25 protein-coding genes and 3 pseudogenes are annotated in these 25778 nt (G+C 32.6%); 9 read left to right on the forward strand and 19 right to left on the reverse strand.

The features are described 5' to 3' along the window. Window positions 1-14: 14 nt before the first annotated feature. Window positions 15-1040, reverse strand: coding sequence for a homoserine dehydrogenase (locus ACZDYH_RS23435; protein WP_078404547.1), 1026 nt, complete (start codon window positions 1038-1040; stop codon window positions 15-17). Between the two features lie 87 nt (window positions 1041-1127). Then, window positions 1128-2369: an esterase/lipase family protein gene (locus tag ACZDYH_RS23440; protein WP_017656678.1), complete on the reverse strand. Its 1242-nt coding sequence runs from the start codon at window positions 2367-2369 to the stop codon at window positions 1128-1130. A gap of 278 nt (window positions 2370-2647) precedes the next feature. Between ACZDYH_RS23440 and ACZDYH_RS23445 the strand changes: the two genes are divergently transcribed. Further along, window positions 2648-2989 carry a DUF3914 domain-containing protein gene (locus ACZDYH_RS23445; RefSeq protein WP_001165514.1) on the forward strand — a complete coding sequence of 114 codons (342 nt, stop codon included), beginning with the start codon at window positions 2648-2650 and terminating at the stop codon, window positions 2987-2989. 65 nt (window positions 2990-3054) lie between these two features. On the opposite strand, the gene ACZDYH_RS23450 is transcribed toward ACZDYH_RS23445, so the two are convergent. The 6 genes from ACZDYH_RS23450 to ACZDYH_RS23475 all read right to left on the reverse strand — a co-directional run bounded on the left by ACZDYH_RS23450 (window position 3055) and on the right by ACZDYH_RS23475 (window position 9042). Next, window positions 3055-3726, reverse strand: a complete 672-nt coding sequence (locus ACZDYH_RS23450) for a lipoprotein BA_5634 family protein (RefSeq protein WP_139849668.1) — start codon at window positions 3724-3726, stop codon at window positions 3055-3057. Between the two features lie 69 nt (window positions 3727-3795). Next, window positions 3796-5730: an ABC transporter permease gene (locus tag ACZDYH_RS23455; protein ID WP_000144159.1), complete on the reverse strand. Its 1935-nt coding sequence runs from the start codon at window positions 5728-5730 to the stop codon at window positions 3796-3798. Further along, window positions 5705-6475: an ABC transporter ATP-binding protein gene (locus ACZDYH_RS23460; protein ID WP_000404283.1), complete on the reverse strand. Its 771-nt coding sequence runs from the start codon at window positions 6473-6475 to the stop codon at window positions 5705-5707. Before ACZDYH_RS23460 ends, ACZDYH_RS23455 begins: the two co-directional genes overlap by 26 nt. 259 nt (window positions 6476-6734) lie before the next feature. After that, complete coding sequence (locus ACZDYH_RS23465; protein WP_000402112.1) at window positions 6735-7319, reverse strand: GNAT family N-acetyltransferase; 585 nt, start codon at window positions 7317-7319, stop codon at window positions 6735-6737. A gap of 299 nt (window positions 7320-7618) precedes the next feature. After that, window positions 7619-8563, reverse strand: coding sequence for an acetyl-CoA carboxylase carboxyltransferase subunit alpha (locus tag ACZDYH_RS23470; protein WP_000050722.1), 945 nt, complete (start codon window positions 8561-8563; stop codon window positions 7619-7621). 32 nt (window positions 8564-8595) lie between these two features. Next, a complete protein-coding gene (locus ACZDYH_RS23475) occupies window positions 8596-9042 on the reverse strand; it encodes a MarR family winged helix-turn-helix transcriptional regulator (protein WP_016122572.1) in 447 nt (148 codons plus the stop codon). Window positions 9043-9125: 83 nt separating this feature from the next. On the opposite strand from ACZDYH_RS23475, the pseudogene ACZDYH_RS23480 reads away from it, so the two are divergent. Beyond that, a pseudogene (locus tag ACZDYH_RS23480) lies at window positions 9126-9860 on the forward strand (transposase); the annotation flags it as partial. 149 nt (window positions 9861-10009) lie between these two features. Here the strand turns inward: ACZDYH_RS23480 and abc-f are convergent. After that, window positions 10010-11638: a ribosomal protection-like ABC-F family protein gene (abc-f, locus tag ACZDYH_RS23485; protein ID WP_139849666.1), complete on the reverse strand. Its 1629-nt coding sequence runs from the start codon at window positions 11636-11638 to the stop codon at window positions 10010-10012. A 708-nt stretch (window positions 11639-12346) separates the two neighbouring features. Between abc-f and ACZDYH_RS23490 the strand changes: the two genes are divergently transcribed. Next, window positions 12347-12973 (forward strand): DUF6518 family protein, encoded by a 627-nt coding sequence (locus tag ACZDYH_RS23490; RefSeq protein ID WP_000376271.1) that lies wholly within the window; start codon window positions 12347-12349, stop codon window positions 12971-12973. A gap of 245 nt (window positions 12974-13218) precedes the next feature. Here ACZDYH_RS23490 and ACZDYH_RS23495 read toward each other — a convergent pair whose 3' ends face one another. The 3 genes from ACZDYH_RS23495 to ACZDYH_RS23505 all read right to left on the reverse strand — a co-directional run bounded on the left by ACZDYH_RS23495 (window position 13219) and on the right by ACZDYH_RS23505 (window position 15939). Then, window positions 13219-14193, reverse strand: a complete 975-nt coding sequence (locus ACZDYH_RS23495; protein ID WP_002164532.1) for a sensor histidine kinase — start codon at window positions 14191-14193, stop codon at window positions 13219-13221. Continuing rightward, a complete protein-coding gene (locus ACZDYH_RS23500) occupies window positions 14190-14897 on the reverse strand; it encodes a response regulator transcription factor (RefSeq protein ID WP_000239007.1) in 708 nt (235 codons plus the stop codon). Before ACZDYH_RS23500 ends, ACZDYH_RS23495 begins: the two co-directional genes overlap by 4 nt. Window positions 14898-15024: 127 nt before the next feature. After that, window positions 15025-15939 (reverse strand): acetamidase/formamidase family protein, encoded by a 915-nt coding sequence (locus tag ACZDYH_RS23505; RefSeq protein ID WP_000285661.1) that lies wholly within the window; start codon window positions 15937-15939, stop codon window positions 15025-15027. A 150-nt stretch (window positions 15940-16089) separates the two neighbouring features. Between ACZDYH_RS23505 and ACZDYH_RS23510 the strand changes: the two genes are divergently transcribed. Together ACZDYH_RS23510 and ACZDYH_RS23515 are read left to right on the forward strand one after the other, a co-directional pair. Beyond that, window positions 16090-16518 (forward strand): cell wall hydrolase, encoded by a 429-nt coding sequence (locus tag ACZDYH_RS23510; protein WP_001128398.1) that lies wholly within the window; start codon window positions 16090-16092, stop codon window positions 16516-16518. Window positions 16519-16802: 284 nt separating this feature from the next. Then, a complete protein-coding gene (locus ACZDYH_RS23515; RefSeq protein ID WP_000771814.1) occupies window positions 16803-17186 on the forward strand; it encodes a BA_1872 family lipoprotein in 384 nt (127 codons plus the stop codon). Between the two features lie 187 nt (window positions 17187-17373). On the opposite strand, the gene ACZDYH_RS23520 is transcribed toward ACZDYH_RS23515, so the two are convergent. After that, entirely contained in the window at window positions 17374-17544 is a 171-nt protein-coding gene (locus ACZDYH_RS23520; protein ID WP_000551048.1) for a DUF2197 domain-containing protein, read from the reverse strand. 144 nt (window positions 17545-17688) lie between these two features. Between ACZDYH_RS23520 and ACZDYH_RS23525 the strand changes: the two genes are divergently transcribed. Continuing rightward, window positions 17689-18591 (forward strand): SMP-30/gluconolactonase/LRE family protein, encoded by a 903-nt coding sequence (locus ACZDYH_RS23525; RefSeq protein WP_088363930.1) that lies wholly within the window; start codon window positions 17689-17691, stop codon window positions 18589-18591. After that, window positions 18588-19289: a class I SAM-dependent methyltransferase gene (locus ACZDYH_RS23530; RefSeq protein ID WP_088363929.1), complete on the forward strand. Its 702-nt coding sequence runs from the start codon at window positions 18588-18590 to the stop codon at window positions 19287-19289. Before ACZDYH_RS23525 ends, ACZDYH_RS23530 begins: the two co-directional genes overlap by 4 nt. A gap of 253 nt (window positions 19290-19542) precedes the next feature. On the opposite strand, the gene ACZDYH_RS23535 is transcribed toward ACZDYH_RS23530, so the two are convergent. From ACZDYH_RS23535 to ACZDYH_RS23555, 5 genes and pseudogenes are all read right to left on the reverse strand, one after another. Continuing rightward, the gene (locus ACZDYH_RS23535) at window positions 19543-20172 is read right to left on the reverse strand and encodes a class I SAM-dependent methyltransferase (RefSeq protein WP_086388502.1); all 630 of its coding nucleotides are present in this window, start codon (window positions 20170-20172) and stop codon (window positions 19543-19545) included. Between the two features lie 256 nt (window positions 20173-20428). Continuing rightward, complete coding sequence (locus tag ACZDYH_RS23540) at window positions 20429-20926, reverse strand: DUF421 domain-containing protein (protein ID WP_001021411.1); 498 nt, start codon at window positions 20924-20926, stop codon at window positions 20429-20431. Between the two features lie 55 nt (window positions 20927-20981). Further along, window positions 20982-21839 carry an NAD-dependent epimerase/dehydratase family protein gene (locus ACZDYH_RS23545; protein WP_006929510.1) on the reverse strand — a complete coding sequence of 286 codons (858 nt, stop codon included), beginning with the start codon at window positions 21837-21839 and terminating at the stop codon, window positions 20982-20984. 81 nt (window positions 21840-21920) lie between these two features. Further along, window positions 21921-22848, reverse strand: a pseudogene (locus tag ACZDYH_RS23550) (zinc-binding dehydrogenase). Between the two features lie 160 nt (window positions 22849-23008). Next, a complete protein-coding gene (locus ACZDYH_RS23555; RefSeq protein WP_000279689.1) occupies window positions 23009-23209 on the reverse strand; it encodes a hypothetical protein in 201 nt (66 codons plus the stop codon). 210 nt (window positions 23210-23419) lie between these two features. Here ACZDYH_RS23555 and ACZDYH_RS23560 point away from each other — a divergent pair, with 210 nt between their 5' ends. Then, on the forward strand, window positions 23420-23863 hold the full coding sequence (locus tag ACZDYH_RS23560) for a cysteine dioxygenase (RefSeq protein ID WP_474887289.1): 444 nt from the start codon (window positions 23420-23422) through the stop codon (window positions 23861-23863). Window positions 23864-23881: 18 nt separating this feature from the next. Then, entirely contained in the window at window positions 23882-25315 is a 1434-nt protein-coding gene (locus tag ACZDYH_RS23565) for a 4-hydroxyphenylacetate 3-hydroxylase family protein (RefSeq protein ID WP_086403826.1), read from the forward strand. A 132-nt stretch (window positions 25316-25447) separates the two neighbouring features. Here ACZDYH_RS23565 and ACZDYH_RS23570 read toward each other — a convergent pair. Beyond that, window positions 25448-25765 (reverse strand): annotated as a pseudogene (locus ACZDYH_RS23570) (hypothetical protein). Window positions 25766-25778: the final 13 nt, after the last annotated feature.

Genomic DNA, 25778 nt, shown 5'->3' on the forward strand with positions numbered 1-25778 from the left:
AGGGCGGTACGGTCTTACAAATCTTTTCGATATAAGTTTATTACATCTTTTAAAGCTGCAGCTGCAGCGCCTCGTGGATTAGAAGCCCCACCAATTGTAGTAACTTGTCCCATCGTATCTGTAAAGAATGTAATTCCTTTTTCGGTCCCATTTACATTTGCTAACGGATGATCTTTTTCTATTTCGCACGGTTCAACACTTAAATTCACATTGCCACCCTCATCCTTATATATTGATGCTATTAATTTAATAATTTTATGTTGTTTCTTAGCATTTTGTATTTGCTGTTTTGTAACGTGCTCGATTCCTTTTATATGTATATCAGTAAGTGTTTTCTCTGTTTCCATTAAGCTGTTAGTCAAAAGTAACAATTTACACGCACTATCTGAACCACTTATATCTAATATAGGGTTTGTCTCAGCAATCCCTTTATTTTGTGCTTCTTTCAGCGCTTCTTCAAATGTCATATCTTCCTCATACATTTTCGTAAGAATATAATTAGTTGTTCCATTTAATATTCCTTCTATTTTATCAATACTGCAACCGGCTAAACTAAATTGTCCAATATCTAGTGTCGGTAGTGCAGCGGCTGTTGCACCGCTATATCGAATTCGTACATTTGCGCCTCTTGCTGCTTCATTTATTTCTCTCCAGTTTGTAACGAGCGCACCTTTAGAAATTGCTACTATATCCATCTGTTTCTCAATCGCTTGTTTCATATATTGTTTCCCTGGATTTCCATCTTTAAGATTTGTAACCGTTGATTCTACCAATACAGTACCACTTATGCTAGTTGTTGCACGTTCCTTCGGATGATACTCTAAATATTTTTCAATTGCAGCGGTACCGCCACCATACATCAATAAATGATGAAGAGATAAGCCTTCTTCATTATGTATTGCAATATTTCTCCCTAATACGCCACTTACAACTAATTGAATCCCATATGTTTCATATATATATGAATATTTTTCATTTAATAATTTTATAAACTCTCTGCCTACTGTTCCGTATCCTGATAATACAACTTGAATTTTCATAATATCCCCCCATATTTTTCTACCAAATCCCTCTTTCAATATAATATAAAGCGCTCTCGAATTCCATCGAGAGCGCTTTATTATTACCTATTTCGGTAAACGTGATAGCTTTTCAGCAATTGTTCTATAAAACTCTTGAATGCTAGAAAAACCTAACGAGTCTGAAACACTTAACCCTACCATGTCGAGATGGTCCCAATTCGCTTTCGTTTCGATATGATTCCATTTTCCAACCTGTAATGACTCATTATTATTTACAGCAACATTAGAAGATGGTGCAATCATGGAATTTGTATTTACTACACCATCATTTTGCCACCAAGAAGTATCAACTAGCGGACGGTTTTCTTCATATCTCGCATAAGAACCTAAGAAAAATGCATTTCCCATTAACACTTTATTCATCGTTATATGAGGCAAATGTAAACCTGTTATAGGTGCTGCTTGTGATGCATGTCCACTATAGGATAAATAATACACATCTGGTTGCGTCTTTACCCAATTATTTAACTCCTTTGCACCATCTGTACTTAAATCCCACTGACTTATATCTTTTGTATTTTTCCAAAGTGAACTATTTAGAATACGATTACTATATTGGAAAAAGGACTCTCCAGCATTCTTCTTTATACCCCATTGATCCAATTTAAAATCATATAATGATAAATTATTGTTTCCTCCAAAGCTTGCAGCTGTAATGAGTAAATCTTTAACGAACGGCAGTAGAAGACTCCCATCCGCAAGTGTTGTACCGTTGTGAGGGGTTGCTAATGTTGTAACACTATGAACATATGATTTTCCGCCTTCAAATAGTGGTGATATTTTGGTGTCTGGGTGATTTTTCACATAATTCTTTTCTTCAAAACTACCTTCTTTTAATAGCTGTACTAATGTTCTAATCGTTTGTCCACCCATGCTATGTCCAACTAAATGAACTTTATTTGTTTCACTCCAATTCGGCGCAAAACCACTATAAGTTCTGCCAAAACGATTATGTCCATGTTTCTCAGCATGGACTGCACCATAGTCTACTGTCCCACCGCTAATTTGTGCATACAATTCACATGCACGATCCCAGTTACTAGAAACAGGTCCAACAGCTGCGGTATGTACCGTATAACCATTTCGTTTCAAATCTTCCTGTATATCATGAACACCACCCCAATATTTTACGCCAAGCATTTCTTCTCTACCCCATCCAGCAAATCCATTCACCAATATGATAGGATAATTATTTTGTTGCCTCTCTTCAGCGTATGATATTTTCGCTGCGAATGAACATACGGTCACTAATGCAAAAAAACATATTTTTAAAAATAACTTCCCCATACTTTCTCCCCCTAATAAAACGTTTACATTTTTCTTTTTAAGAAATTAACAGAATAATTTAACAACTTAAACATAATGTAAAGTATTTTATATACGTTGTATATATAGAAAACATATAAAAATGTTGATAAATATTAATTCAAGTGAGTATTTACTTTTTACAATATAACTTGTAAATCTATTTATTTAGATTTATAATTAGATATAGTTTCCTCATGTTAAAAAGATTTAAAAACCATAAGAAAACTAATCTCATTGCTTGAAAAGGAGGAAAAATCATGCAAATCGGATCAAATATTCATACATTGTCTCAACCTACTAAAATAACTCCATCTACTCTTGAGCATAATACTATCTCTTCTACTAAACTTGAAAGTAAGAAAATAAATGATCCTATCAAGTTTGATATTCGTTTATCTGAAAAAGAAATGAAACAGCCTGAGCATAAATTTAATGAATTAGATTTATGGAAGATGTTAAAGGATAAAGGTGTTCCCTTATGGATCATCCTTGAAATGCTACAAAAGGCTCGTAAAGAAAAAGAAGCACAAAATAATTCAGTTCAAAATTCAAATGCGATTGAAGAAACGAGTGAGACTCGATTAAATGAAGTAATGTAAGTTATTTAAACGGTATTAAAAAGAGCTCGAGGTTGATAAAGTATCCATCAACCTCGAGCTCTTTTTTAAGATTTTTCTCCAATCGTTACAAACTGAATTGATACCTCATCTCTATAACCTTCAATTAACTTTCTTACTTTTACTTTTTCATTAATCAACGTATTATCTGTCGATATTTTAGGGTTTTCATCACCTAATGACTTTTTCAAGTGTAGAAGTTGCATATTCGTTTCATTTGCTTTTATTTCTTTATACACACTATTTTTCGCCACAACGATATACCATAGTGCTCCATAGTCACGTTTATTGCCAAGCCAAGCATCACTACCATATGTAACAGGTATCTTGTTTCCTTCTATTTCAATACTTTTTATATTCTTTTCTTCTTCATTTATAAATAATAGGGAACTTTCTTTTGGAAAGTTCGGCAACGTATCTAACGTTTTAGAAAGGGATGCTTGATCACGTTTACGAAAAAGCTTTGCATTCATCATCGCTTGTGCAGTAGATTCATTTATTATCAGAACCCTTTTTTGGTCAAATCTACCTGTTTTCACTGCAAAAGCTTCCTGTTCTTTCGTGTTTTCCTTATAACGATTCATAATTGCTCCAGTATGATTCTCATCTCCAATGATTAACACACCGTTAACTGGAAATCTGTTTTCGTTTTTAGAGCATGCACTTACACTTAATAACAATAATATACTTAATATGAAAATAGATAATTGTTTTTTCATCACAGTTCCTTCCATAACTTCAAATTGTTTTTTTACATGCTTTTCTGCAATCTTACTTGCTGATTTTCTCTATTGTTCCATTGTCTTATGAAGCTTTTGTAAATAACGCCAACGAGTTATAAAGAAATATAAAACTTGTATACATATAAATGAAATTAAAATGACGATAGAGCTATTTAGAATAGAAAAATCGACTAATTGTTGTAATGCCATATAAGCGACTACAGTGTGTATTACTGCAACGACAATTGGTAAGAAAAACATTAATAATAACTGTCTCGTTACAACTTTCTTTAGCTCCCGTTTACTTAACCCCATTTTCGAAATCATTTTATACTGCTGTTGATCACGATTCAAATCAGTATATAATCGGAAATAAATAAAACTAGCAGCAAATGTGAAGAAAACGATTCCGACTAAAACACTAGCCATAAGTAATAACCCATTCGTTTGTTTTGCACTTAACAACTCTATTGTTAGTGCTCTAAATTCAAAATGTATATCTCTAGGTTCTTGATCAAATATATTATTTAATTGGTTTGAAACCTCTTTCGTTTTTATCCAATCATCTACAACAAATCCGTAAGTACGATATTGAATAATATCTTCATTATCTGGACCACTATTAAGTGGAATTCCATCATATACATGATCTTGAATAGCAATATATATCCCTTTCGTATCATGTGGCAAAACTAAATTATCGACAGTTTTTTTCACATGAAATGTCTTTGTCCAATCGCCTTGAATGACTTCAATATTCTTCTTATAATCACCATTTTTAAATTCTTGTTTTTGTGATACCATTCCAGGAATTAATAACATTTCATCTTCTTTTTCAATCGTTTCTTGTTGATACCCTAGCGCTCTCGCAAGTTCGTTATATTCACTTAATTTCATTACATATACATTACTTTCTGTATATATATATGAAGATGAAGCCATTCGATACGGAATATTAGCATCAGCCAGATGGTTTTTTATAATAGAGAGATGTTTATCCGCTATTTTGTTGTTTTCAGGAGCCATGTATAGTAATGTATACGGATTCGTCATCCTTACTAAATCTTTATTTCCAAGAGCAGCTGTCGTGCCAATTGCTGTAAAAGCAACTGCTGATATAATAGATACTATAAAAAACATTGTTGCATTATCTTTCATACGATAAATTAATTCTGAAAATGTTAGTATATTTGTTCTCTTTAAAAAGAAAGTTTCTCTCCTTTTAGCAAGATGCAATATATAAACGCTACACTGTGTATATAAAAAGTACGTTCCAATAATCACCAGGAATACTCCTATTCCTAGCACAATAAAACTATGATTTGGGATAAAGCGAAATACTAAAATATAGCCATACCCTATACTAAATAAAGAAAAAATTGATAATAAAATTGACGATTTTGGTTCAGGTTTTGGCTTTTCTCCTGCTTGAATCAGTTCCACAAGCTCTGTAACTTTTATCATTTTAAATGTTACTAGCGAAACAATTAAAAATAAGAACAGAAATGTAATGATTGTTAATAATACAGCCTGTACTGGTATATAAAAAGGCAAGCCGTTACTAATCATTAATACACTTGCGCTTATTAATAAAACTAGTTTAGAAAATATGAGTCCAATAAGAATACCTATACATATTGAACCAAAACCAATTAACATATTTTCAATTAACAATAACTTTTTAAGCTGTCTCATTGACATACCTTGCATCATTAAAACGCCAAATTCTTTCTTACGCGTTTTTAAAAACGAACTAACTGAATATAAAATGAAGAAAAATGAAAATACAAAAATCAATCCTTGCGAAACTGAAAATCCCAATGTACCAAATGCACTTATTGTTGCACTTGTCGATTTCAACTCACCTTGTAAATCAGGATGAAATAATAAAAGAGCATACGTAAAGAAAATCATAATAGAAAATGCACTACTTAAAAAATGAGCAGCATATGTACGCTTATTGCGAAAAATATTATTAAATGCGAACTGACGAAAAGTCATGCCTTTTTCCTCCTAACAAAGAAAGGACATCCATAATCTTTTGATAAAAAGTTTGCCTACTTTCACCACAATAAATTTCGTTATATAGTTGACCATCTTTAATAAAGATTACTCGGCTGCAAAAGCTCGCTGCATACGGATCATGTGTAACTAACATCATCGTTGCTTTTTCTTCTTTATTTAGAGTATCAAGCATCTCCATTACATCATTTGAAGATTTAGAGTCCAAGTTCCCTGTTGGTTCATCTGCAAGTAATAATTGCGGCTTATGAACGATCGCACGAGCGATTGCTGTTCTTTGAGCTTGTCCCCCTGATATTTCAAATGTTCTTTTATTCAAGATATCTGTAATATTTAACTTCTCTGCAATCTCTTCCAATCGCTTGTTCATTTCTTGCACGGAAACACCATCTAAAGTCATCGGCAATACGATGTTTTCTTTTACAGTAAGTGTGCTAAGAAGATTAAATGATTGAAAAACAAATCCTAATTGTTTTCTGCGGAATAACGCTAAATCTTCTGATGATAATTGGAAAGGATTTGTGCCATTTATTAAAATTTCTCCCGATGATGGAGAATCAATAGTAGATACCATATTTAATAACGTTGTTTTTCCACTACCAGATGGCCCCATAATCCCTACAAATTCACCTTCTTGAATTGATAAATCAATATCAACTAATGCTTTATAAGGTACTTTCCCTTTATATACTTTACTAATACTTTTTGCATGTAAAATTTCCATGTATATTCTCCCTTCATTTGCACGTCTCATAACAGAGTGTAAATGAATTGTCTTACAGCTCATATTGATTCGTCTTTCATTTATCTTACACGCTTGTAAGATTTCTAAAAAAACTGATAATAAAACTTTTTTTTAACTGAAATTAACGCATAACTATCTTATAATAATTGTATAGTAGCAGGAAATACAAAGTATATGAAACCTTTATTATATAAATGAGAAAAGACCGATTGCTTTATCGGTCTTTTACTACCCAACGTTATATTTTTATCCACTCAGATCTTCTCAATATATAATGATTATATATTTGATTTTCTATCCTCTGTTGGCTCTTATAAATAAACCCACATTTTTCAATAACTTTATTTGATGCTACATTGTTAATTAAAGCAATTGCGTTAAGGACATTTAAATTTGTTTCTTTAAACAAAAAGTCAATTAAACCTTTAGTCGCTTTTGTAGCATAGCCATGATTTTGATGTTCATTTGAGATAGCATACATTATCTCTCTGTTTGGTGAAGGGAGTTCTTCTTTCATACCTGTGCAGCACCATCCAATAAATTCATTTGTGGTTTTCTTAAATATTCCTAGTCTTAATATGTGATCATCTATGTTAGTCGTAGTTCTCACTGCATGAAGAAACGCTTTATTTTCTGGTATTTCATAATTTACAACCCAATTAACCCTTTGTTCTTTCGTCGATTTCCAGTCCGGTAAAAACTTTTCTATTTCCGGTTGATTGGATATGTTATAAATACTCTCTGCATCTTTAGTGGAAAACTCTTGTAAGTAAATTTCACCACAATCTAGCCTAAATAACTTAGCGGAATTTTCTATTTCCATGACCATCCCCCATTGCCATCAACCTAAGCTTTTGAGATACCCCCATACCGAAATTTTCACCTTTTTACAGTTATTTATGAGAATTCAGCTCATTTTTTCGTTTTCGGGAACAATCAATTTCTTAAGTTGATGGGTATGTGATAATGCATCCATTTGAACAAATTTTCCTTTTCCATACCGATCACACACCTTTTGTAGAGTAATAGTATCAGCATATCCCAGTTTAAGAAGCTGATTACGAAATATTTAGAATTTTTTCGCGAGAATCCTCCGAAATGTAATACGGACTTTAAATATTTTCATTTATAATTCTCTATTTGTCTATACTTTTCATACCGCTGTTGTATAAGCTCTTCCGAGGATAATAGTATCAATTTTTTCAGAGATGATTCGATTACAGATTCAATCACTTTTGCCTGTGATTTTATATCATTTTGTGCTCCACCTTTAATTTCAGGAATGATTTCATCAATAATTCCTAAATGTTTTAAATCTTTTGCTGAAATTTTCATATGTTCAGCAGCTTCTGGAGCATACTTAGCGTCCTTCCATAGGATAGATGCTGCTCCTTCTGGCGAAATTACCGAGTACCATGAATACTCTAACATATGGATATGGTTACCGACACTAATGCCAAGAGCTCCACCACTTGATGCCTCTCCAATTACAATACAAACAATTGGCACTTTAAGTGTAGCCATTTCAAATAGATTTCGAGCTATCGCTTCAGAAATTCCACGTTCTTCAGACCCTTTCCCTGGATAGGCGCCTATTGTATCAATAAATGTAATAATAGGGCGATTAAATTTATCAGCTTGTTTCATAAGTCTTAGCGCTTTTCTATAACCTTCTGGATGTGCCATTCCAAAATTTCTTTCTATATTTTCCTTTGTATTTCTACCTCTTTGATGACCAATAACCGTAACGGGCATCCCTTTAAATTTTGCAATACCACCTATCATTGCTTTATCATCACCATATAATCGATCACCATGAAGTTCGAGAAAGTTTGTAAACAATAAAGGTATATAGTCCAATGTCGTGGGCCGGTTACGTAGCCTTGCAATTTGAACTCGTTGAAAAGGTGTAATATTAGAATGAATTTTATCTTGCATTTTATTTAAACGTTTTTCTAATACATGAATTTCTGGCGATAAATCTACATTATTTTCTTTCATAATTTTCTTTAATTCATCAAATTTCTCTTTTAATTCAATAATAGGACGTTCAAAATCCAAACTCATTTTACCCTCCAAATGTTATGATTTACCTCACTCTAATCAAAAGACTTAGAAATAGAATCAATAAATAATTCAAAACCATCCACAACTATTTTTTGTTCTGATTCTGATAAATTATTGAGAATACTTTGATAAAATGTAATGGATTGCTCTCTTAAGCAATTAACAGTTATGTGACCTTTTTCTGTGAGGTGCAGAAAAAGTTCTCTTCTATTTTTTTCATTTACTTCACGATAAATAAGCCCCTTTTTTACTAACTTATCTACCAATCTACTTACAGTTGAAGTCTCTAATCTAAGTTTATTGGATAGTTGCCAAACAGTTAATTTTTCCACCTCTAGTTCCTCTAACGCCATCATTTGAGAAGTTGGTAAAGGTTTTTCAAATGGCCCATTGGGCAAATTTTGAGATTCAAAAACCCCAGTTATTATAATCATTTTCTTAATATCTGTTCTTAGTTTTAAGGCATCTTCTCTTTTCAAATAGGTCACCCTCCTACAACTAATGTATCATACATCAATTGTATTATACATGAATATATTTTTTTCACAAGCTTAACCTAAGCCAATATTACAACAATGGTACGTTAAAAAAGCAAACGGAATACATCCAGCTTGATATGACACAAATGCTGTCTGGTCTAATCCCTGGTGAAACGATGGAAATCCCCGAGGCATACACATTGGTCAAAATCAGAAACTTCCAGCACGTGTTATTATCCATCGTTTAACCGATGATCAAACGCAAATACGTCTGAAAAACCAAGAAATACGTTAAAAGAAGAAAGGCATTGTCATGAAGGATAAAAGTAAACGTTTAATGAGCATGCATGAATGTATATATCACGAACACGTCGCTAGAAGAAGTACCGACGAACTACGTGCATTCATTATATTCACTTCGTTGGCAGATTGAAATTTTGTTTAAAACGCGGAAGTCATTCTTTGAAATTGATGAATGTAAAAATATAAAAAGAGAACACCTAGAGTGTCATTTATATGGGCAACTCATAGGCATTCTCCTTTGTTCTTCTACAATGTTTCAAATGCGACAGTTTCTGCTTGAAAAGAAAAAGCAGGAACTGAGTGAATACAAAGCGATTTATATGATTAAAGATTACTTTCCTTTACTGTTTCAAGCGATAGCGGTTGGCACAGAAGAACTTTTAAAAATTCTGCATCGCCTTTATCAACTGCTCAAAAAGAACGGTCGTAAATGTCATAGACATAAGAATATGACCGTCTTTGATATTCTAGGGATTGTGTATAACACGACGGTGAAGCATAGACAAGCTGCCTAGCGAAAAATCACTTTTTAATAGGCTTCTTTAGCATGCCTACTTTTTTATCACTTACTAGTTTTGAAACAAGAAGCATTTCGTATCTAGTAATTTACTTGATTAGCTTGATGGGAATGTAACCATCCCCCTTAATCACGCTTACAAATACATTATAGTGCCTTAATCTGCTTCGTAAGTTCCATAAACCGTTCATCCAGTGCTTTATATTCTTTGTCGTTAGAAGTTAAAAAGCTTAATTTCCCTAATACTTCTTGTCTCTCTGTTTCTAACGTTAAACGTAGCTCTTCAATATCATCTCTTGTTTTCGTAGGTTCTTCTAGCTGCTTTTGTATCGTATTGTTTGAAAACACGAGTTTTGTGTTAGTTGTTTTCTCCAAAAAATATCGATCGTGAGATACAATTACTAATGTTCCGTTATACTCAGCTAATGTATTTTCAAGTTGTTCACGTGAAGGTAGATCCAAGTGATTCGTCGGTTCGTCTAAAATGAGTACATCTTTTTCATCTAAAATATAAGCCATTAGCTTACATTTTACTCTTTCTCCCATACTCATATGCTCAATCGGCTCTTTCCATTGAGAAGCTTGGAACCCTAAATGTTTCATTAAATTTTGGACTTTTCCTCTTTCTTCAAACGTCTCTTTAAAAAATAAATTTTCTGGTGTTTTATCAAGCGGTAAATCAAAAACTTCTTGTGTTAAATAGCCGATGTTCGCAGATGGTGAAATCCATATTTCTCCTTCAGCAGTTTCCGTTCCCATAATCATCTTCAGTAATGTTGTTTTCCCACTACCGTTTGGTCCAACAATCGCAACTTTCTCACCGTGCTGAATTGTAAAATTAACGTTTTCAAATAATACTTTCCCATGAAAGTCTTTTTTTAATTGCTTCACTTCTAAAAAACGTTTTCCTACTTTTTTGTTCGCTTGAATAGAAAACTCAACTGAATACTCTTCTTTCACACGTTCTACTTTCGCTTTCTCCAGCTCTTTTTCAAGTCGTTTTCGTTTTGACTTCACTTGTGCATCCATTCGCTTCGCTTTTACACGATAGAATTCTTTCACACCTTCTTGTTTTGTAGACTGCGCGTGTGCCTTTTGTGACCATGAACTCAATTCTTTTATATGTGTTTCTACTTGTTCTATCTTTTTTTGCTGCTTTTCATATTCACGCTGCTGCGACTTTCTTTTTTGCTCACGTGCTTTCATGTAGCTCGTATAATTACCACTATGCTCAATTAATTTTTTGTCCTCAATTGACCATATTTTTGTTGCGACAACATCTAAAAGATATCGATCATGCGATACAACGATAACTGTACCTTTCATGTTTTTTATTTGTTTAATGAGAAATCCCGTACTGATCTCATCTAAATGATTTGTCGGTTCGTCTAATATTAAGACATTAGGATTTTCAGCAAATCCTTTTGCTAATCGAATTTTCAGCTTTTCACCACCACTTAAAGTATGAAAATCGTTCGTTGGCACACCCCATTTCGCAAGAAGTTCTGCTTCTTTTGCAATTACATCATTACTAATAAAAGATTCTATTTCTTGCTCAACATATGCTGTTGTCATATTCATTTGCATCCATTCAACAGTACCTTTTGAAGGTTCAATCTTCCCATTTATTAATTGAAGTAACGTTGATTTACCAGCACCATTTTTACCGATTAATCCGATAACATCCCCTTGTTTTACTGTCACATTCATTTTCTCTAACAACATATTTTCTTTTATTTCAACATAAACATCATTTAATTTTAATAGTTCTTTCATAAATACCGATCCCTTTCATTAAGGGAGAATAAAAAATCCTCCCAAATAAATTTGGCAGGATTAGTCATTACATTATTTATACCCAAATAAGCTATTGCGCAATATAAATAGCAATACCGTTGTATGGAAATTGGGCAGACTAATCCTATTTTTTAGAAATTGAAATTTATTGAATTTCAACATTTAAAAATAAGATTAGTTAATCATCGTCCACCCATCATTCCTTTCCGTCGTTAATAACCATATTGTACCATACTAGTACTGTATGAGTAAATGCAATTATATGTGCTGTTAAAAAGATTGCTTTCTTTTAGGTTTATTTATCATTCCTTAACTTCATGTTGAATAAGCACAAGTTACATTGATTGTAATACGTCCTTTAGATTTCCCCAGTAGTAAACTTCTAAGCACTCTCTATTATATAAAGTGAAACTTTAATCAGTGGGGGTTTTCTTCATCCCCACTGATTATTAGTTGAATCAATCGGACTTTAATGGGCAGCCCGACCCCCACCTAACTTCTTTGCTTTCGCTGAATTTTGAGGTGGGGGTCTTACTGCCCATTAAAGCGGGATAAATTTTGTATAAAAACAAAATGTTATTCATTATCCAATAACAACTTATTGTTTTTCGATAAATTTTTATTGATTACTCCCTTGTAATAAGCTATTATATCTTTACAGAAAATATTAATGTAAGGATTGAATTTATGGACAGGACATTAAAAATCACAAAGTTAAATATGTTTTTAAGGATTTTTCTCGTCCCGATTATAGTAGGGATAATTGTTGGTATACTAACTAAATTGGGGCAAGGTATACTTCCTGGACATTGGAATTCATTAGCTAATCTAGGAAGCGTTTGGTTAGTTCCATCCTTTTTTGTGGCTAGCTTTAGTTATTCTAAGCGTACAGCTATACTTTCTGGTATCCTTGCACTACTCGGTATGGTATTAGGCTACTATGGTTATGCAATAGTTATTAAAAATGTAGCTCACTCTATTTATTTTATATCCGTATGGATTGTATGTGCATGTATAGGAGGAACTATCTTTGGAGTTGCAGGTTTTCTATGGAAAGATACTACGGATCCACTTCATAAATTCGGAAGCGCGCTTATTAGTGGCGTTTTTGTAACGGATGGACTTCACATTCTTTTAAATTTTGAAGACTATAGTCACATGTTACCTGTTGGATATACCGAAGTCATAGTCGGGATTATCTTGATTCTTGTATTAGAACGCTCTAATGCTAATCGAATTTCTTCTTTCTTAATGATGGTTCCTATCACTATTTTAGGATTAATTGGATATAAATTATTAAGTTTGTTTACTTAATTAAAATTCATGAAGCTAGCTCTTTCAAAGGGCGAGCTTTTTTCTTACAAAAAACTATTTAAATATTAATAAATTATTAAAAACCTCTCATTTAACAGCCTTATTTATTATTGTGTCATTACACATACTTACACGACCTTTTATTAGGATCATACCAGTCTTTTATATCATTTTATTTAATCCATATAAAGTAAGGCTAAAAAACTTATTTCAAAAGTTCTTTAGCCTGAGTCATTTTTACACATTTAAAATTTAATACGTACAACGGTACCTTTACCAACTTCTGAATGGATTTCTACACTATGTCCTAATTGCTTCGTAATTTCATGTACGAGATATAGCCCCATTCCAGTTGATTCTTTAAAATCTCTACCATTTTCTCCTGTAAAGAAAGGTTTAAACACTCTTGGTAAATCTTGCTTCGGTATTCCTACACCATTATCAGCAATTTCAAGTATAACATTATTACCTTCCTTACAAGCTTTCACTTTAATCTTCTCTCTACTACCAGATGAATATTTAATCGCATTCGATAGTATTTGTCCAATTAAAAATTGTAACCATTTCGCATCACTTTCTACTGTAATGTCCTTATCAATTTCAAGCTCTGGATATACAAAATTCCGGATAAAGAACCGTTTATGCTCATGTACCGAATCATTCACTATTTTATATAGTTGTACTCTTTCTACATAAAAATCTTGTGTAAATGCTTCTAAACGTGCGACATACAGAGCCATTTCTAATCCCTTTTTTAATCGATCAGTTTCCTCATTTATACTTTCAAAACGTGAATCTACTTCATCCTGTGTAATTAATTCTATTACAGATAAAGGTGTTTTCATTTGATGAATCCACTGATTCATAAAGGTTAAATGGTCATTATTTTTTCTCTCTTGCATTTGCAGCTGATTTTGATAATGTCGATATTGCACCTCAAGTAGTTCTTGAAGAGCAGCCGATACAGCTGCAAAATCAGATTTTTGAACAGATTCATCCAAAGATTGCATCGGGTTTGCTAAGCGCTCATAAAAAGAACGATGTGTAAAATAACGAAACACTAAATAACTTCCCATAAAGAAAACACCTAGAAACATTGCATATAACGCCGTTGTAATATGATTATGCCCATCAAACCAATATACGAGAAATATAGCTAGTAGTTGAATTATAGTAAAGCAAATAAGTGGTATATGATCACGTATAAACAACCTTATCATTTTTCTATACCAGTATCCCAAGTAATATGCAATCTATATCCAACACTACGAATCGTTTCAATCGCACCTTCTATATGTAACGTTTGTAACTTTTTACGCACACGTGTTGTATTTACACTTAATGTATTATCATCAACATAAGATTCGCTATCCCATAATTTATTTAACAACACTTCCCTACTCACAACACGCGGATAATTTTTCATTAATGTCTCTAATAAAATAGCTTCATTTCTCGTTATATCAATCTCTTCGTTTCTAAGTTTCAATACAAGTCTTTCAGGATATAAACAAAGGCCTTGTTGCTCAATCATTCGCTCTTCTAGTTTCGGTGCATAATCTCCATATGCACGTCTTAAATGACTACGAATTTTCGCCACTACAACTTCATAATGAAAAGGCTTCGGAATAAAATCATCGCCACCGTTTTCTAACGCCATAACTTGATCCATCGTACCTTCACGAGCCGAAATGAATAGTATCGGACATGTAGAAACACCACGAATTTGACGACACCAAAAGTAACCATCAAAACTCGGTAAATTAATATCTAATAAAACTAACTCTGGTTGTTCATCTAAAAAAATGTCTAATACATTTTGAAAGTCCGATACAATAACTCCTTGATAACCATATTTCGCAACATATGTTGATAATAGTTCTGCAATTTTCATATCGTCTTCTACAATCATAATTTTGACCATTATTGAACTCCTTTTTAATCCACAATCTCAAATATACTTATATAAAATAAATACTACCTCTTTTCACAAAATCCGTAAATTAAAAAAAGGATGCTTTTATACAAAAGTATCCTTTTTCGTCCCTTATCTATTTAATATGAAATTTACTAAAAGTAAATCCTAGTTTCTCCACATAATCCATCCCTAATTCCATACGCGCCGTTTTCAACGGATCCACAACTTGGCAAACTTTTAAATTACCTGCTGCCGATAATAAAAGAGTTGCATCAGCTTTAGACACTGCTAATTCTTCATGTAAAAATGTTACCATATTATGTACAGCACGACTTGCTGCATCATCTAACAATTTCTCTGAAGCAATCGTCATCATTTTTCCTTTTTGAATAGCCATTGGTAACGGCCATTTCTTTTCTTTTATAATTTGAACTGTCACCGTTACCTCACCAGCAACCTCTACACCACTAACACCAATTTCACCATCACCCATCGCTGCGTGTAAATCACCTAACGCTAATAGTGCTCCTGGGACATTAACTGGTAGTAGTAATGTTGTTCCTTCTTTAATCTCTTTACAGTCCATATTCCCGCCGTGATCATGCGGTGTGCCACATGAAATGCTCTCTTCTTTCGGTGCAGTACCAATTACCCCAATCATTGGATTAATCGGGATTTGTAGTTCACTTGAAAACAAAACATGTTCATTATGTATTGGGACAATTTTCACTGTATTTTCATTTAACTCATCACCTATTACACCAAGGTTTGCACCTGTAGTCAAAACGCCCTGCTCTGCAATTTTAATCTTTTCAATCGTTACGGCTAATATATCGCCAGGTTCTGCTCCTTTAACATATACAGGTCCAGTGGCTGGATTAATTCGGTTCCAATCTAATTCTTGAAACACAACATCTTCAGAATCGATTTGATTTTCAAAGCAATCATATGTTTCAAATACAAGACTGCTCCCAATTTCCACTTCCATACAAGGCTTATTTTCTGGTGACATTGAGTAAATGATATGGTCTTTATGAATTCGATACATAATACCTCTCCCTTTTATATTTATCTACTATTACTAATTAGCTCTTTTTATACAAGCTCCTCTTAAAATTAAATGTTATTTTTATGTAAAAAAGCACGCAGATTGTTTTATAACATACACTCTTTACTATAACAGAAAGGTGGTATCACTATGCCCCTTATTCCATACAACGAAAGTGATGTTGATTTACTAGCTCGTTTAATTCGTGCTGAAGCTGAAGGCGAAGGTCGCCAAGGTGAGGAGTTAGTTGGATGCGTTGTAGTAAACCGTGTATTTTGTGATTGCTTAGATTTTAAACAACTCCGTACCGTACGCGACGCTGTATATCAAAGCCCCGGCGGATTTGAAGCAGTACAATATGGATATTTTTACCAACGCGCTCGTGAATCAGAAAAAGAAATCGCACGAAAAGTTTTACAAGGTGAATGGCGCTGGCCTGCACGATGGGCTCTTTGGTATTTCCGTCCAGTCGGAGCTTGTCCACCTGAATGGTATAATCAGCCATTTGTAGGACAGTTTAAAAGCCATTGTTTTTATGAGCCAAGTGGTGATGAATGTCCAAAAATGTATTCACGATAGTAAAAAAGAAAACACCGAAAGTACCTGCTTTTATATATACTTTCGGTGTTTTCTTTTTATTCAAGTAATCTAATAGTAAGATAAAATATTTAACTCCTATAACATTTTATTAATCGAATATTCAACATGTACTGAAGTTTCTTAGACTAATAGAAACCAAATGGTATATAAGAGATTATCACTAAATAACAACTTTTAGTTTTAATGTATATATTTGTTTATAAAAAAATGATAAACTAATTTACGCATTGGAAAAATTTTATAATGATAAAAAGGGGATCACTATGAAATTACTACGTTTATTTCTCATTCTAACTCTTGTTGTATTATTAAGCGCATGTGGTAATACAGCAGTAAAAGTCACCAAGGTTCAAAAAAACGGCGAAACAACTTTAAACATTGGCTCCCTGAAAGGGTATTACGATGTACAAACGATCAAAACTGAACAAGGAAATGTACAATTTCCTTTTGATGCAACCGTTGAAGAGGGTACAATTTTATTACAAATCACTAAAGACGATAAGGTCATTTACGAAGAAGAAGTCACTTCTCAAAAAGAAGGTTTACTTTCTTTTGAAGCACCAAAATCTGGATCTTATAATTTAATTGTACGCGTAAAGAACGAAAAAGAAAAAGCAAAAGGTATACAAATACATACAAAACTATAAAAAAAACGGCAAGCGAATTCTAGCTTGCCGTTTTTATTTCTAACTCAATTTTCATAATATATACTTATCGATTAAACGAATTGTTTTGTGTATACTTCATCTTTATTTACATTCTATATTTAGACATTATTCTTAAAAAATCTTCTAAAATAAAAATTAAATTATGATTTCCGGAATTTTAGTTTAATTACCTAAAAAAATTCTTTATCGCTTCTAATTGAATTTTATGACTACACTCATCACAACAATATACCCCGTTTGGTTTCTCTTTAAATCGCTTATATTTTTCACTGCCTTCGTAAACACGAAATATATTCTTACAAGAAAAGCAAACAATCTCATAAAACATCATATGCATTTTCCTCTCCTTGTTTATACACTTTTTTAATCACTTGTGAGAAGGTCATTTTTCTACAGTATAAATTTTAATATCCTTTGACTAAAAGGTTTACCTCTATTCTTATCGAATTATATTAATATCTTATAACGCGAGGTGAACATCTTGTTCAGTAATATAGAATTAGTTTTAGATGCTAAAGCAAGTTTAGCTGAAGGACCATGTTGGAATGGAAAAAAGCAACTTTTATATTGGGTTGATATTATGGAGAGAAAATTATGCATATACAATCCTACCGCTAATACGAACCGAGTAATTGCTCTCAATCAACAAATTGGCTGTGTTGTTCCATATTTAGAGGATGTACTACTCTTAGCTATGGAAAAAGGCTTTTATTCTATTAATGTAAATACCGAAAAACTGACACATATTTTTGACCCTGAACCACATTTAATAGAAAATCGTTTCAATGATGGAAAATGTGATCCAGCTGGTCGTTTCTGGGCAGGTTCTACAGATACATACGGTATGAATGCTGCAGGTTCCTTATATTGTTTACATCATAATTTGAGTGTAGAGAAAAAAGTTTCACATGTAAATACTTCAAACGGAATCGCTTGGTCACCTGATCATACATACCTTTACTTTATAGATACACCTACTAAAAAAGTGGTTCGCTATCAATATAATATACGTACTGGAGAAATTCATAATCCAAGTGATGTAATCATTTTCTCTGAAAATGATGGTCTACCTGATGGTATGACAATTGACGAAGAAGGTTGTTTATGGATTGCACATTGGGGAGGTTCAAAAATAACTAGATGGAATCCCTCTACTGGAGAACAAATATTAAGTATTCCAATTCCTGCGTTATATGTAACATCATGTACATTTGGTGGGCCTAACTTAACTGATTTATATGTTACAACAGCCAGAACAAGAATGACGGATGACGAATTAAAAGAGTATCCACATGCTGGTGGTATTTTTCGAATTCAAACAAATGTTAAAGGCTGTCCCACCTATTCATTTTGTAATAAAAATATTGGAGCTGAAACAATGTGAACCGTATCGATTACATAAGACAAGAAGAAAAGAAATATCACGACCTTTGCTATGAACAATATAAACTATTTGAAATTGGCTCTTGGCTGTACAAACCGGTTAAAACAGTTATGGACTTGATGGATCACTTTGAAGGACAAAACAATTTGCAAGTACTTGATCTTGGCTCTGGCGTTGGGAGAAATAGCATTCCAATTGCAAAAAAAATAAAAAATACTAGCGGCACTGTTACATGTGTTGATTTACTTAATTCCGCTTTAACAAAACTACAAATTTATAGCAAAGAACATGATGTATTCGAGGTTATAAAAACAGAAGAAGCAGCAATTGAAAACTATCATATTGACTCTAACGCTTATGATTATATCGTTGCAGTATCAAGTTTAGAACATGTCAAATCAGAAGAAGATTTTAAAAACGTGCTTCATTCTATGAAAAAAGGGACAAAAAACGGCGGTATTAATTGTTTGATTATTAACTCTAACATACAAGAAATTGATTTAAAAACGAATGAAGAATTAGAAGCTTTAATTGAAATTAATCTCCCAACCGAAGAAATAATACGTCTATTAAAAAGCATTTATAAAGGATGGAAAGAAGTAAAAGTTGAAATAAAAGAATTAGCTTATAATATAGTTCGTAATGAAAGACACATTCAATTAAAAACAAATGCTATAACGTTTGTAGTTCAAAAATAATCGTATAATAAAGATATGATTATTTCTCTCAGATTTATTTTTATTGCACGAAATTTGCAACTATAAATATTTATGAAACAAAAAATAAAAGAGCACTTGTTTCCGCAAGTGCTCTTTTTGGGGATTTTGAGATATCCTATTAAAGAAAGTTAAGGTTACTTAAAGTTAATAGGTACTTCTATTATATGCTTGTCCTTTTTATTTGTGCATAATCAATATATAAACATCTTTAATCATTCTTAATAACTTTTAATTATAGTTCTCTCTTACATTTTATCGTAAAAAAATTGATTGAAGGTTTATTTACCACGTTCTTATTTGGTTCATCAATTTCCGAAACTTGTACTAATCCATATTGATTAAAATCTCGTTTTATAGATTCAGAATCATAGAAGAACATTTTTACGCCTTCCATTATTTCATAATAGTCTTGCTCCAGCTGTTTTCCTTTTCCGTACATTGGGGCTTTTTGAGAAACAGTTGTAAAAACCATATATCCGCCTGGTTTTAACTGATTATAACAATCTTCAATAAATTTCTCTCTTTCCTGTTCATTCAACAAATGAAGAAGTGCATGACTAAATATCCCATCATACAGTTCGTTATTAAAAGGCATCTCATTTACCGAACCGTGATAGATACTAATATCTTCTAGTCCATTTTGCTTTGCTAAATCAATGGCTGTTTTTGAAATTTCAATACCTGTTACATTTATACCATTATCGATAAAAACCTTTGCATTTCTTCCATATCCAATACCCGGAATTAATATGTCTTTAACGTTCTTTTCAAGAAAAAAATCTTTTGTCAAAATTGCAGATTCTGTAGATTCAAATCCCCACATCGTTTGTTTTTCGATAAAACTTGATTCCCAAAATTCCATTATGTATCTATCTCCTTATTTTCAATCCATTTTTAGTATCACATTAAAAACTTATAAATTTTAACGCTGCGTCTACCTATGCCAAATTAATTTTTTACCACATTCACTATAAGTCCATTGAATATAGCACAATTATAAGCCTATATCTATTATAATGATTGGTTTAAAATCCACCCTATTTTATTAATCCTTACATTTGTAGAAAAATAAAAAAGCCAATACTTCCGTTATAGTATTGGCTTTTTCTCACGAGAAATTATCTTTTTATATTGTACCGATCTAATACTTTTTCTAACATTTCTAAAGTTATTGGTTGTGCTTCTTTTATTAATTGATAACCAATACGACCATTCGGTTCCGCTGTAACTTGCTGTAAACTCTTTACATCATGGATTCCTTTTTCTCTTAATTGCATATATAGTTGTTGCTCCGACATTTTTGCCTGCATCAAATTCTCTTTTACAATCTCTCCGTTTTCAACAATTATAATGCTACTTCCATTTAGAAATTGTTCCACCTTCCTTGATTTCAATTCAAAGAAATGAATGATAAGTAGTATGCTTGCAAATATGATAGCCGCAAATATAGATGGGACTACTTTTCTACTTAATACAGGTTCCACAATAATACGGCCGATTGATACAACTATAATGATTTCAGCTCTTGTCATTTGGCTGACAGATGCACTACCTGTCATTTTCAAAACAATTATTCCAGTAAAAGTTAATATAATACTTTCCAAAATTATATTCATAATAACCCAATCCTTTAATGGTGTATTTTACTATCATTCCCATTAAAGTTGTGTTTTACTTACCTATTAAGTTGTTAAACCCTTCAGACCATGATGGAAATAAAGGTATCCAACCATACTCTTTACGCGCCTTATTATTAGAAGCTCCTCTTTCCCAACTATCTTTCCCATCTTGAACTTTAGGCTTAGGTGCCCCTATCGCTGCTGCATATATTGGTAACCATTCTTTACTAGTTGCTGGATAATTATCTACAATATTTACGATTCCTGAAGGCCAATTAAGGGCTAGCATAGTAGCTCTTGCAGCATCTTCGACATGTATAAACGAGATTATCCCATCTGATGCAATAATCTCATTATTACGAACTTGATTTGCTATTAATCCGTTTTCCGCATACCATGTTCCTGGTCCGTATAATGTGCCATAACGAAGTATTACCGATTCAGGTAACTCAGTAACAGCTTCTTCTAATTTCAATATGCCATTAACAGTGACTTGTCGAGGCATGGAAGCAGTAATATGTAGTGAATCTTTTTCAGTCGCAAATGTATCCCCTGGTTCATACGCCCATGAAATACTTTGAGCGATTATTTTCTGTACCCCTACATTTTTAGCTGCATCGACAAGGTTACGAGTGCCTTTTGTTCTAATTTTTGCATTATCCTCAAAATCCCATGAAGATAATGACGTTAATTGATGAATAACTACATCGGGATTTGTTTCTTCTAATACAGAAAATACAGCCTTTCTATTAAATACATCAGCTATTACTGGTATGGCACCAACCTTTTTCATTGCTTCTACTTGCGAAGTATTACGGATCATCGCAAAAACTGTATGCCCATTTTTTATTAACATTGGCAATAAAGAACGTCCTATTACACCCGTTGCACCTGCTACAAATATTTTCATATATGTTCCTCCTCATTTAGTAATCATAAATGTGACGAAACATTTGTAAGGTATGTGACAAATATTTGCTCATTTTTTTCGTTATTCATATGAAACATATACTTTTAATGGTTTAATTATCCCTAAACTCAATTCATCAAAGCATTGTATGAGTGAAGTATAATGTATTTCATGTTGAAAGATCTCTTCTATAAATGGTGTTTTTCCTATTTCTTCAAAAAACCAATCTGCATGCTTTTGATAATCGTATCCATCACTTGATCCAATGATTTGCAATTCTTTCTGATAAAAGTTAGCAGTTAATGTTAGTTCTTCTATATTACCATCAGATAGTATACATATTTTACCATTAGTTTTAAGAGCTTTTTGCAAAGTATGGAACCCACTATTTGTAGCAGAACATTCGAAACCATAATTATATGTTTCTATTATTTTCTCTTCTGAATCATATATGTTTTTCGGACCAAACTTCTTTGCAAAATCTCTTCTATTTTTATTAGGCTCAACAACATCCACGTGCTCAATGCCTACATAGTATTTTAAGAAATAACAAGCGAACAAACCAATAACTCCCATTCCAGTTATAAGTACTTTTTCATCATGTCGCGGGTTTAGTTTCAATACTCCTTTAGCAGCATCACATGAAAGAATGGATAATAAAGCAACTTTAGGTTGTTATAGAACTAGGCACTCGAATTACTTTATGTACCTTAACTATCCCTATCGTTTCATGTCCATAAAAAGAAACTACTTTATCACCTACGTTTACATGTGTTACTTGATTACCAATTTGAATTACTTCACCATAACTTTCATATCCAGTTTTTCTTGGATAAGAAGGATTCGTTTCCGTAATATCGGATCCATTATACTGTGGTAACTCGGCCCCAATGCTTATCGCTCCTGCGATTGTTTTAACGATAATTTCATCGTCCTGTATATCCTTAATTTCATTTGTTTCCCACTCAAGTTGTTTAGGCCCTTTTACAATTAACTTATATTGTTCCATTTATATCCTCTCTTTTTATAAAGATGTTATAAGTAATATTGTTATCCATCTAGATTTCGACTAAATTTATTTACCTAATAGATGATAAATTACCCTTGCCCACGTTTATACCTTTAATGCTCCTGTACCTTTCTGTTCAGCGTCTAATACTTTAAGATTACTATTCTGATAACATTTTAAGAAAAGTCGTTGCCGCCCAAATGAAATACGCAAGTTGCGTCACGATATACATCGTAATTTCAAAACCTGTAAGCTTTCTTTCCCTTTTTATTTTCTTTAAATATCTATAAAAACAAAATGAACATAAGATCAGTAAAACAATAGACATTTGATATAGATTATCCACTAAAAGAACTGCCATTTATTTCATCACCTTTCCAATAGAAAGCGGGCTATAGTTCAAGCATACCATAAAAAAGGAATTAATTACCATGTAGTCCAGAGCAAATATTACCCAATTAAAACCAGTCACCTTTTTGAATTTATTCAATACAATGTTATGTAATCGACTACACACGATATAATAGGAGATTACTTTCTTTCACTGCAAATGCTTAGGAGGAAGTTGTACATGCAATTGATTCATAACATAAGAAAGGCATTTAATAACCTATGTAACTACGATACGTTCAATTTAATACACACTATTCAATCATTAAATATTTCACTTCATAAAATAGCTCCTTTTATTACTTCACCAGTTAATCTTGAATACGGAAGGAACGTTATCTATCAGTCTGAATTTGTAGAGATTTTAGTATTAAATTTCCCCAGCAAAGCAAAGACCTTTGTGCACGATCATGGAATATCTGTAGGATGTATACTAATAGTCAATGGTACGTTACAAAATATAACGTACGAAAATAATAGCGAGTGGATTGAAGAGTTTACAGAGGGAAATATTTTCACAGTAAAAAAAGATACTGTGCATAAAATGTATAATGCTACAGATTCAGCAGTAATAACTTTCCACGTATATTCCCCACCATTAAAAGATGTCCAAATATATGAATAGTCTTTAGAAGGAGGAAATATGCAAAATTTGAAAGATTACTATATAAAGAGCTTACAAGATGGTCGTAACGTTTGGCTCTATGGACAAAAAGTAGATGTAACTACAGACAAACATTTTGCAGGAACATTAAGTACCATTTCTAATTTATTTACATTGTTTGATGATCCAATACGAAGAAATTCTGTTGGATATGTTAGTCCAAAAACGAAAGAATTTGTCCATACAGCCTTTTTAGTTCCGAATTCCTATAACGAATTATTAATGAGGAGAACCGCTTTTGAAACGTGGAGTTATGCTACAGACGGTGTAATGAGTAGACTATCTGATTACGCAAGATCGAGACTTACTGGCTGGTACGTATCAAAATATTTTTATAAAAAATTCGATGCACAGTTTCCAGATAAAATTACATCTTATTATGAAGAAGCAAGAGATAATCACTTATTCTTAAGCGTAGTTCAACGTGATCCACAAATAAATCGATCTACAGAATCAATGTTGAATACAAACGACTTAGGATTACTAAGAGTTACGAAAAAAACTTCTGATGGAATTTATTTAAGTGGTGCTAAAATGATTGGTACTGCTTCTCCTTATTCAAATGATTTATTAATCTATCCATTAGCAAAACTGACTGATACTCAAAAAGATTTAGCTCACTTTCTCATCGTGGCAGCCAATTCCCCTGGATTACATATGGTTTGTAGAGAACCATTTGCGAATACACATTCAATTACAGTTGATTCCCCTCTTAGCTCACAGTACGATGAAATGGATGCACTATTAATCTTTGATAATGTATTTGTACCATGGGAACGAGTCTTACTATATAACAACCCTGAAGCGTTATGGGCAATAAAGTCAGATGTAGCTTCTAGTAGTTTAGCTTATCACCAAGCAATTGTACGATTAGTAGTAAAGCTAGAATTTATAACTGCAATTGCTTGTGAAATTGCTGAAGCGATCGGTGCTACTACTTATTTGCATGTTCAAGAGAAGCTTGGGGAATTAATTATGCAAATCGAAACAATTCGCGCACTTTTAATTGCTGCAGAAGTTGAAGGTACTACAAATGAAACGAAAACTTATTTGCCGAATTTTAAATATATCGAAACTGCAAGGAATCTTGGTTCCAAATATTATCCCCGTGCAATAGAAATTTTACAATTAATTGGAGCAGGTGGGTTCATTCAACTTCCTTCGAGCTCGAATGACTTCCAAAGTCCGATAGCTAATTTATTGAAAAAGCACTTTAAAGGAACGAATATAGATGCCGAACAACGCACAAAATTATTTAAGTTAGCCTGGGATATCATTGGAAGTCCATTAGGATCTAGACACGAATTGTATGAAAGATTTTATGCCGGAGATCCAATACGAAATACAGCTACGCAATATGTAAATTATGATAAAAATCATTTTAAAAAGATGCTAAGTAAATATTTACATTAATGAAAAAGAGCACTCTTTTCTAAGAGCGCTCTTAAAAAACATATAGTTATTCAGTTACATATATAGTTGCTCCGTCCACAACTGCTACTTTTCTCTGTAATGGTTTCATTTTATTCACCTTTAGTTTTCTTCTTACACATGATTCTTATCATATTTTCTCGTATAGACTTCCCCATTCTGAGTAACTAATTTTAATGCAATTTCACCACAAACTCCATGTGGTATTTCAAATTCACCTTGTGCATTTGAAATACTACGCATCTTACTTTCAATTGAATCTTCATAAATTTTCACATTAGTTATAGGTTCGTTATTTTAATCTACGATAATACCTCTTGAATACTTTGCAACTGCTATGCATTGATCCTCTTTTTTATAATATGTAATCACAACAATTGCACCTGCCACTATAGCGCTACATACAAACAAGAGAATGATTTTGCGCCTCACAACGAACCTCCTA

The organism is Bacillus sp. EB V-12, from assembly GCF_056158125.1.

Coding starts and splice junctions, on each gene's coding strand:
- ACZDYH_RS23435 (WP_078404547.1), bottom strand. CDS start 1,040: ATGAAAATTCAAGTTGTATTATCAGGATACGGAACAGTAGGCAGAGAG.
- ACZDYH_RS23440 (WP_017656678.1), bottom strand. CDS start 2,369: ATGGGGAAGTTATTTTTAAAAATATGTTTTTTTGCATTAGTGACCGTA.
- ACZDYH_RS23445 (WP_001165514.1), top strand. CDS start 2,648: ATGCAAATCGGATCAAATATTCATACATTGTCTCAACCTACTAAAATA.
- ACZDYH_RS23450 (WP_139849668.1), bottom strand. CDS start 3,726: ATGAAAAAACAATTATCTATTTTCATATTAAGTATATTATTGTTATTA.
- ACZDYH_RS23455 (WP_000144159.1), bottom strand. CDS start 5,730: ATGACTTTTCGTCAGTTCGCATTTAATAATATTTTTCGCAATAAGCGT.
- ACZDYH_RS23460 (WP_000404283.1), bottom strand. CDS start 6,475: ATGGAAATTTTACATGCAAAAAGTATTAGTAAAGTATATAAAGGGAAA.
- ACZDYH_RS23465 (WP_000402112.1), bottom strand. CDS start 7,319: ATGGAAATAGAAAATTCCGCTAAGTTATTTAGGCTAGATTGTGGTGAA.
- ACZDYH_RS23470 (WP_000050722.1), bottom strand. CDS start 8,563: ATGAGTTTGGATTTTGAACGTCCTATTATTGAATTAAAAGAGAAATTT.
- abc-f (WP_139849666.1), bottom strand. CDS start 11,638: ATGAAAGAACTATTAAAATTAAATGATGTTTATGTTGAAATAAAAGAA.
- ACZDYH_RS23490 (WP_000376271.1), top strand. CDS start 12,347: ATGGACAGGACATTAAAAATCACAAAGTTAAATATGTTTTTAAGGATT.
- ACZDYH_RS23495 (WP_002164532.1), bottom strand. CDS start 14,193: ATGATAAGGTTGTTTATACGTGATCATATACCACTTATTTGCTTTACT.
- ACZDYH_RS23500 (WP_000239007.1), bottom strand. CDS start 14,897: ATGGTCAAAATTATGATTGTAGAAGACGATATGAAAATTGCAGAACTA.
- ACZDYH_RS23505 (WP_000285661.1), bottom strand. CDS start 15,939: ATGTATCGAATTCATAAAGACCATATCATTTACTCAATGTCACCAGAA.
- ACZDYH_RS23510 (WP_001128398.1), top strand. CDS start 16,090: ATGCCCCTTATTCCATACAACGAAAGTGATGTTGATTTACTAGCTCGT.
- ACZDYH_RS23515 (WP_000771814.1), top strand. CDS start 16,803: ATGAAATTACTACGTTTATTTCTCATTCTAACTCTTGTTGTATTATTA.
- ACZDYH_RS23520 (WP_000551048.1), bottom strand. CDS start 17,544: ATGCATATGATGTTTTATGAGATTGTTTGCTTTTCTTGTAAGAATATA.
- ACZDYH_RS23535 (WP_086388502.1), bottom strand. CDS start 20,172: ATGGAATTTTGGGAATCAAGTTTTATCGAAAAACAAACGATGTGGGGA.
- ACZDYH_RS23540 (WP_001021411.1), bottom strand. CDS start 20,926: ATGAATATAATTTTGGAAAGTATTATATTAACTTTTACTGGAATAATT.
- ACZDYH_RS23545 (WP_006929510.1), bottom strand. CDS start 21,839: ATGAAAATATTTGTAGCAGGTGCAACGGGTGTAATAGGACGTTCTTTA.
- ACZDYH_RS23555 (WP_000279689.1), bottom strand. CDS start 23,209: ATGGCAGTTCTTTTAGTGGATAATCTATATCAAATGTCTATTGTTTTA.
- ACZDYH_RS23560 (WP_474887289.1), top strand. CDS start 23,420: ATGCAATTGATTCATAACATAAGAAAGGCATTTAATAACCTATGTAAC.
- ACZDYH_RS23565 (WP_086403826.1), top strand. CDS start 23,882: ATGCAAAATTTGAAAGATTACTATATAAAGAGCTTACAAGATGGTCGT.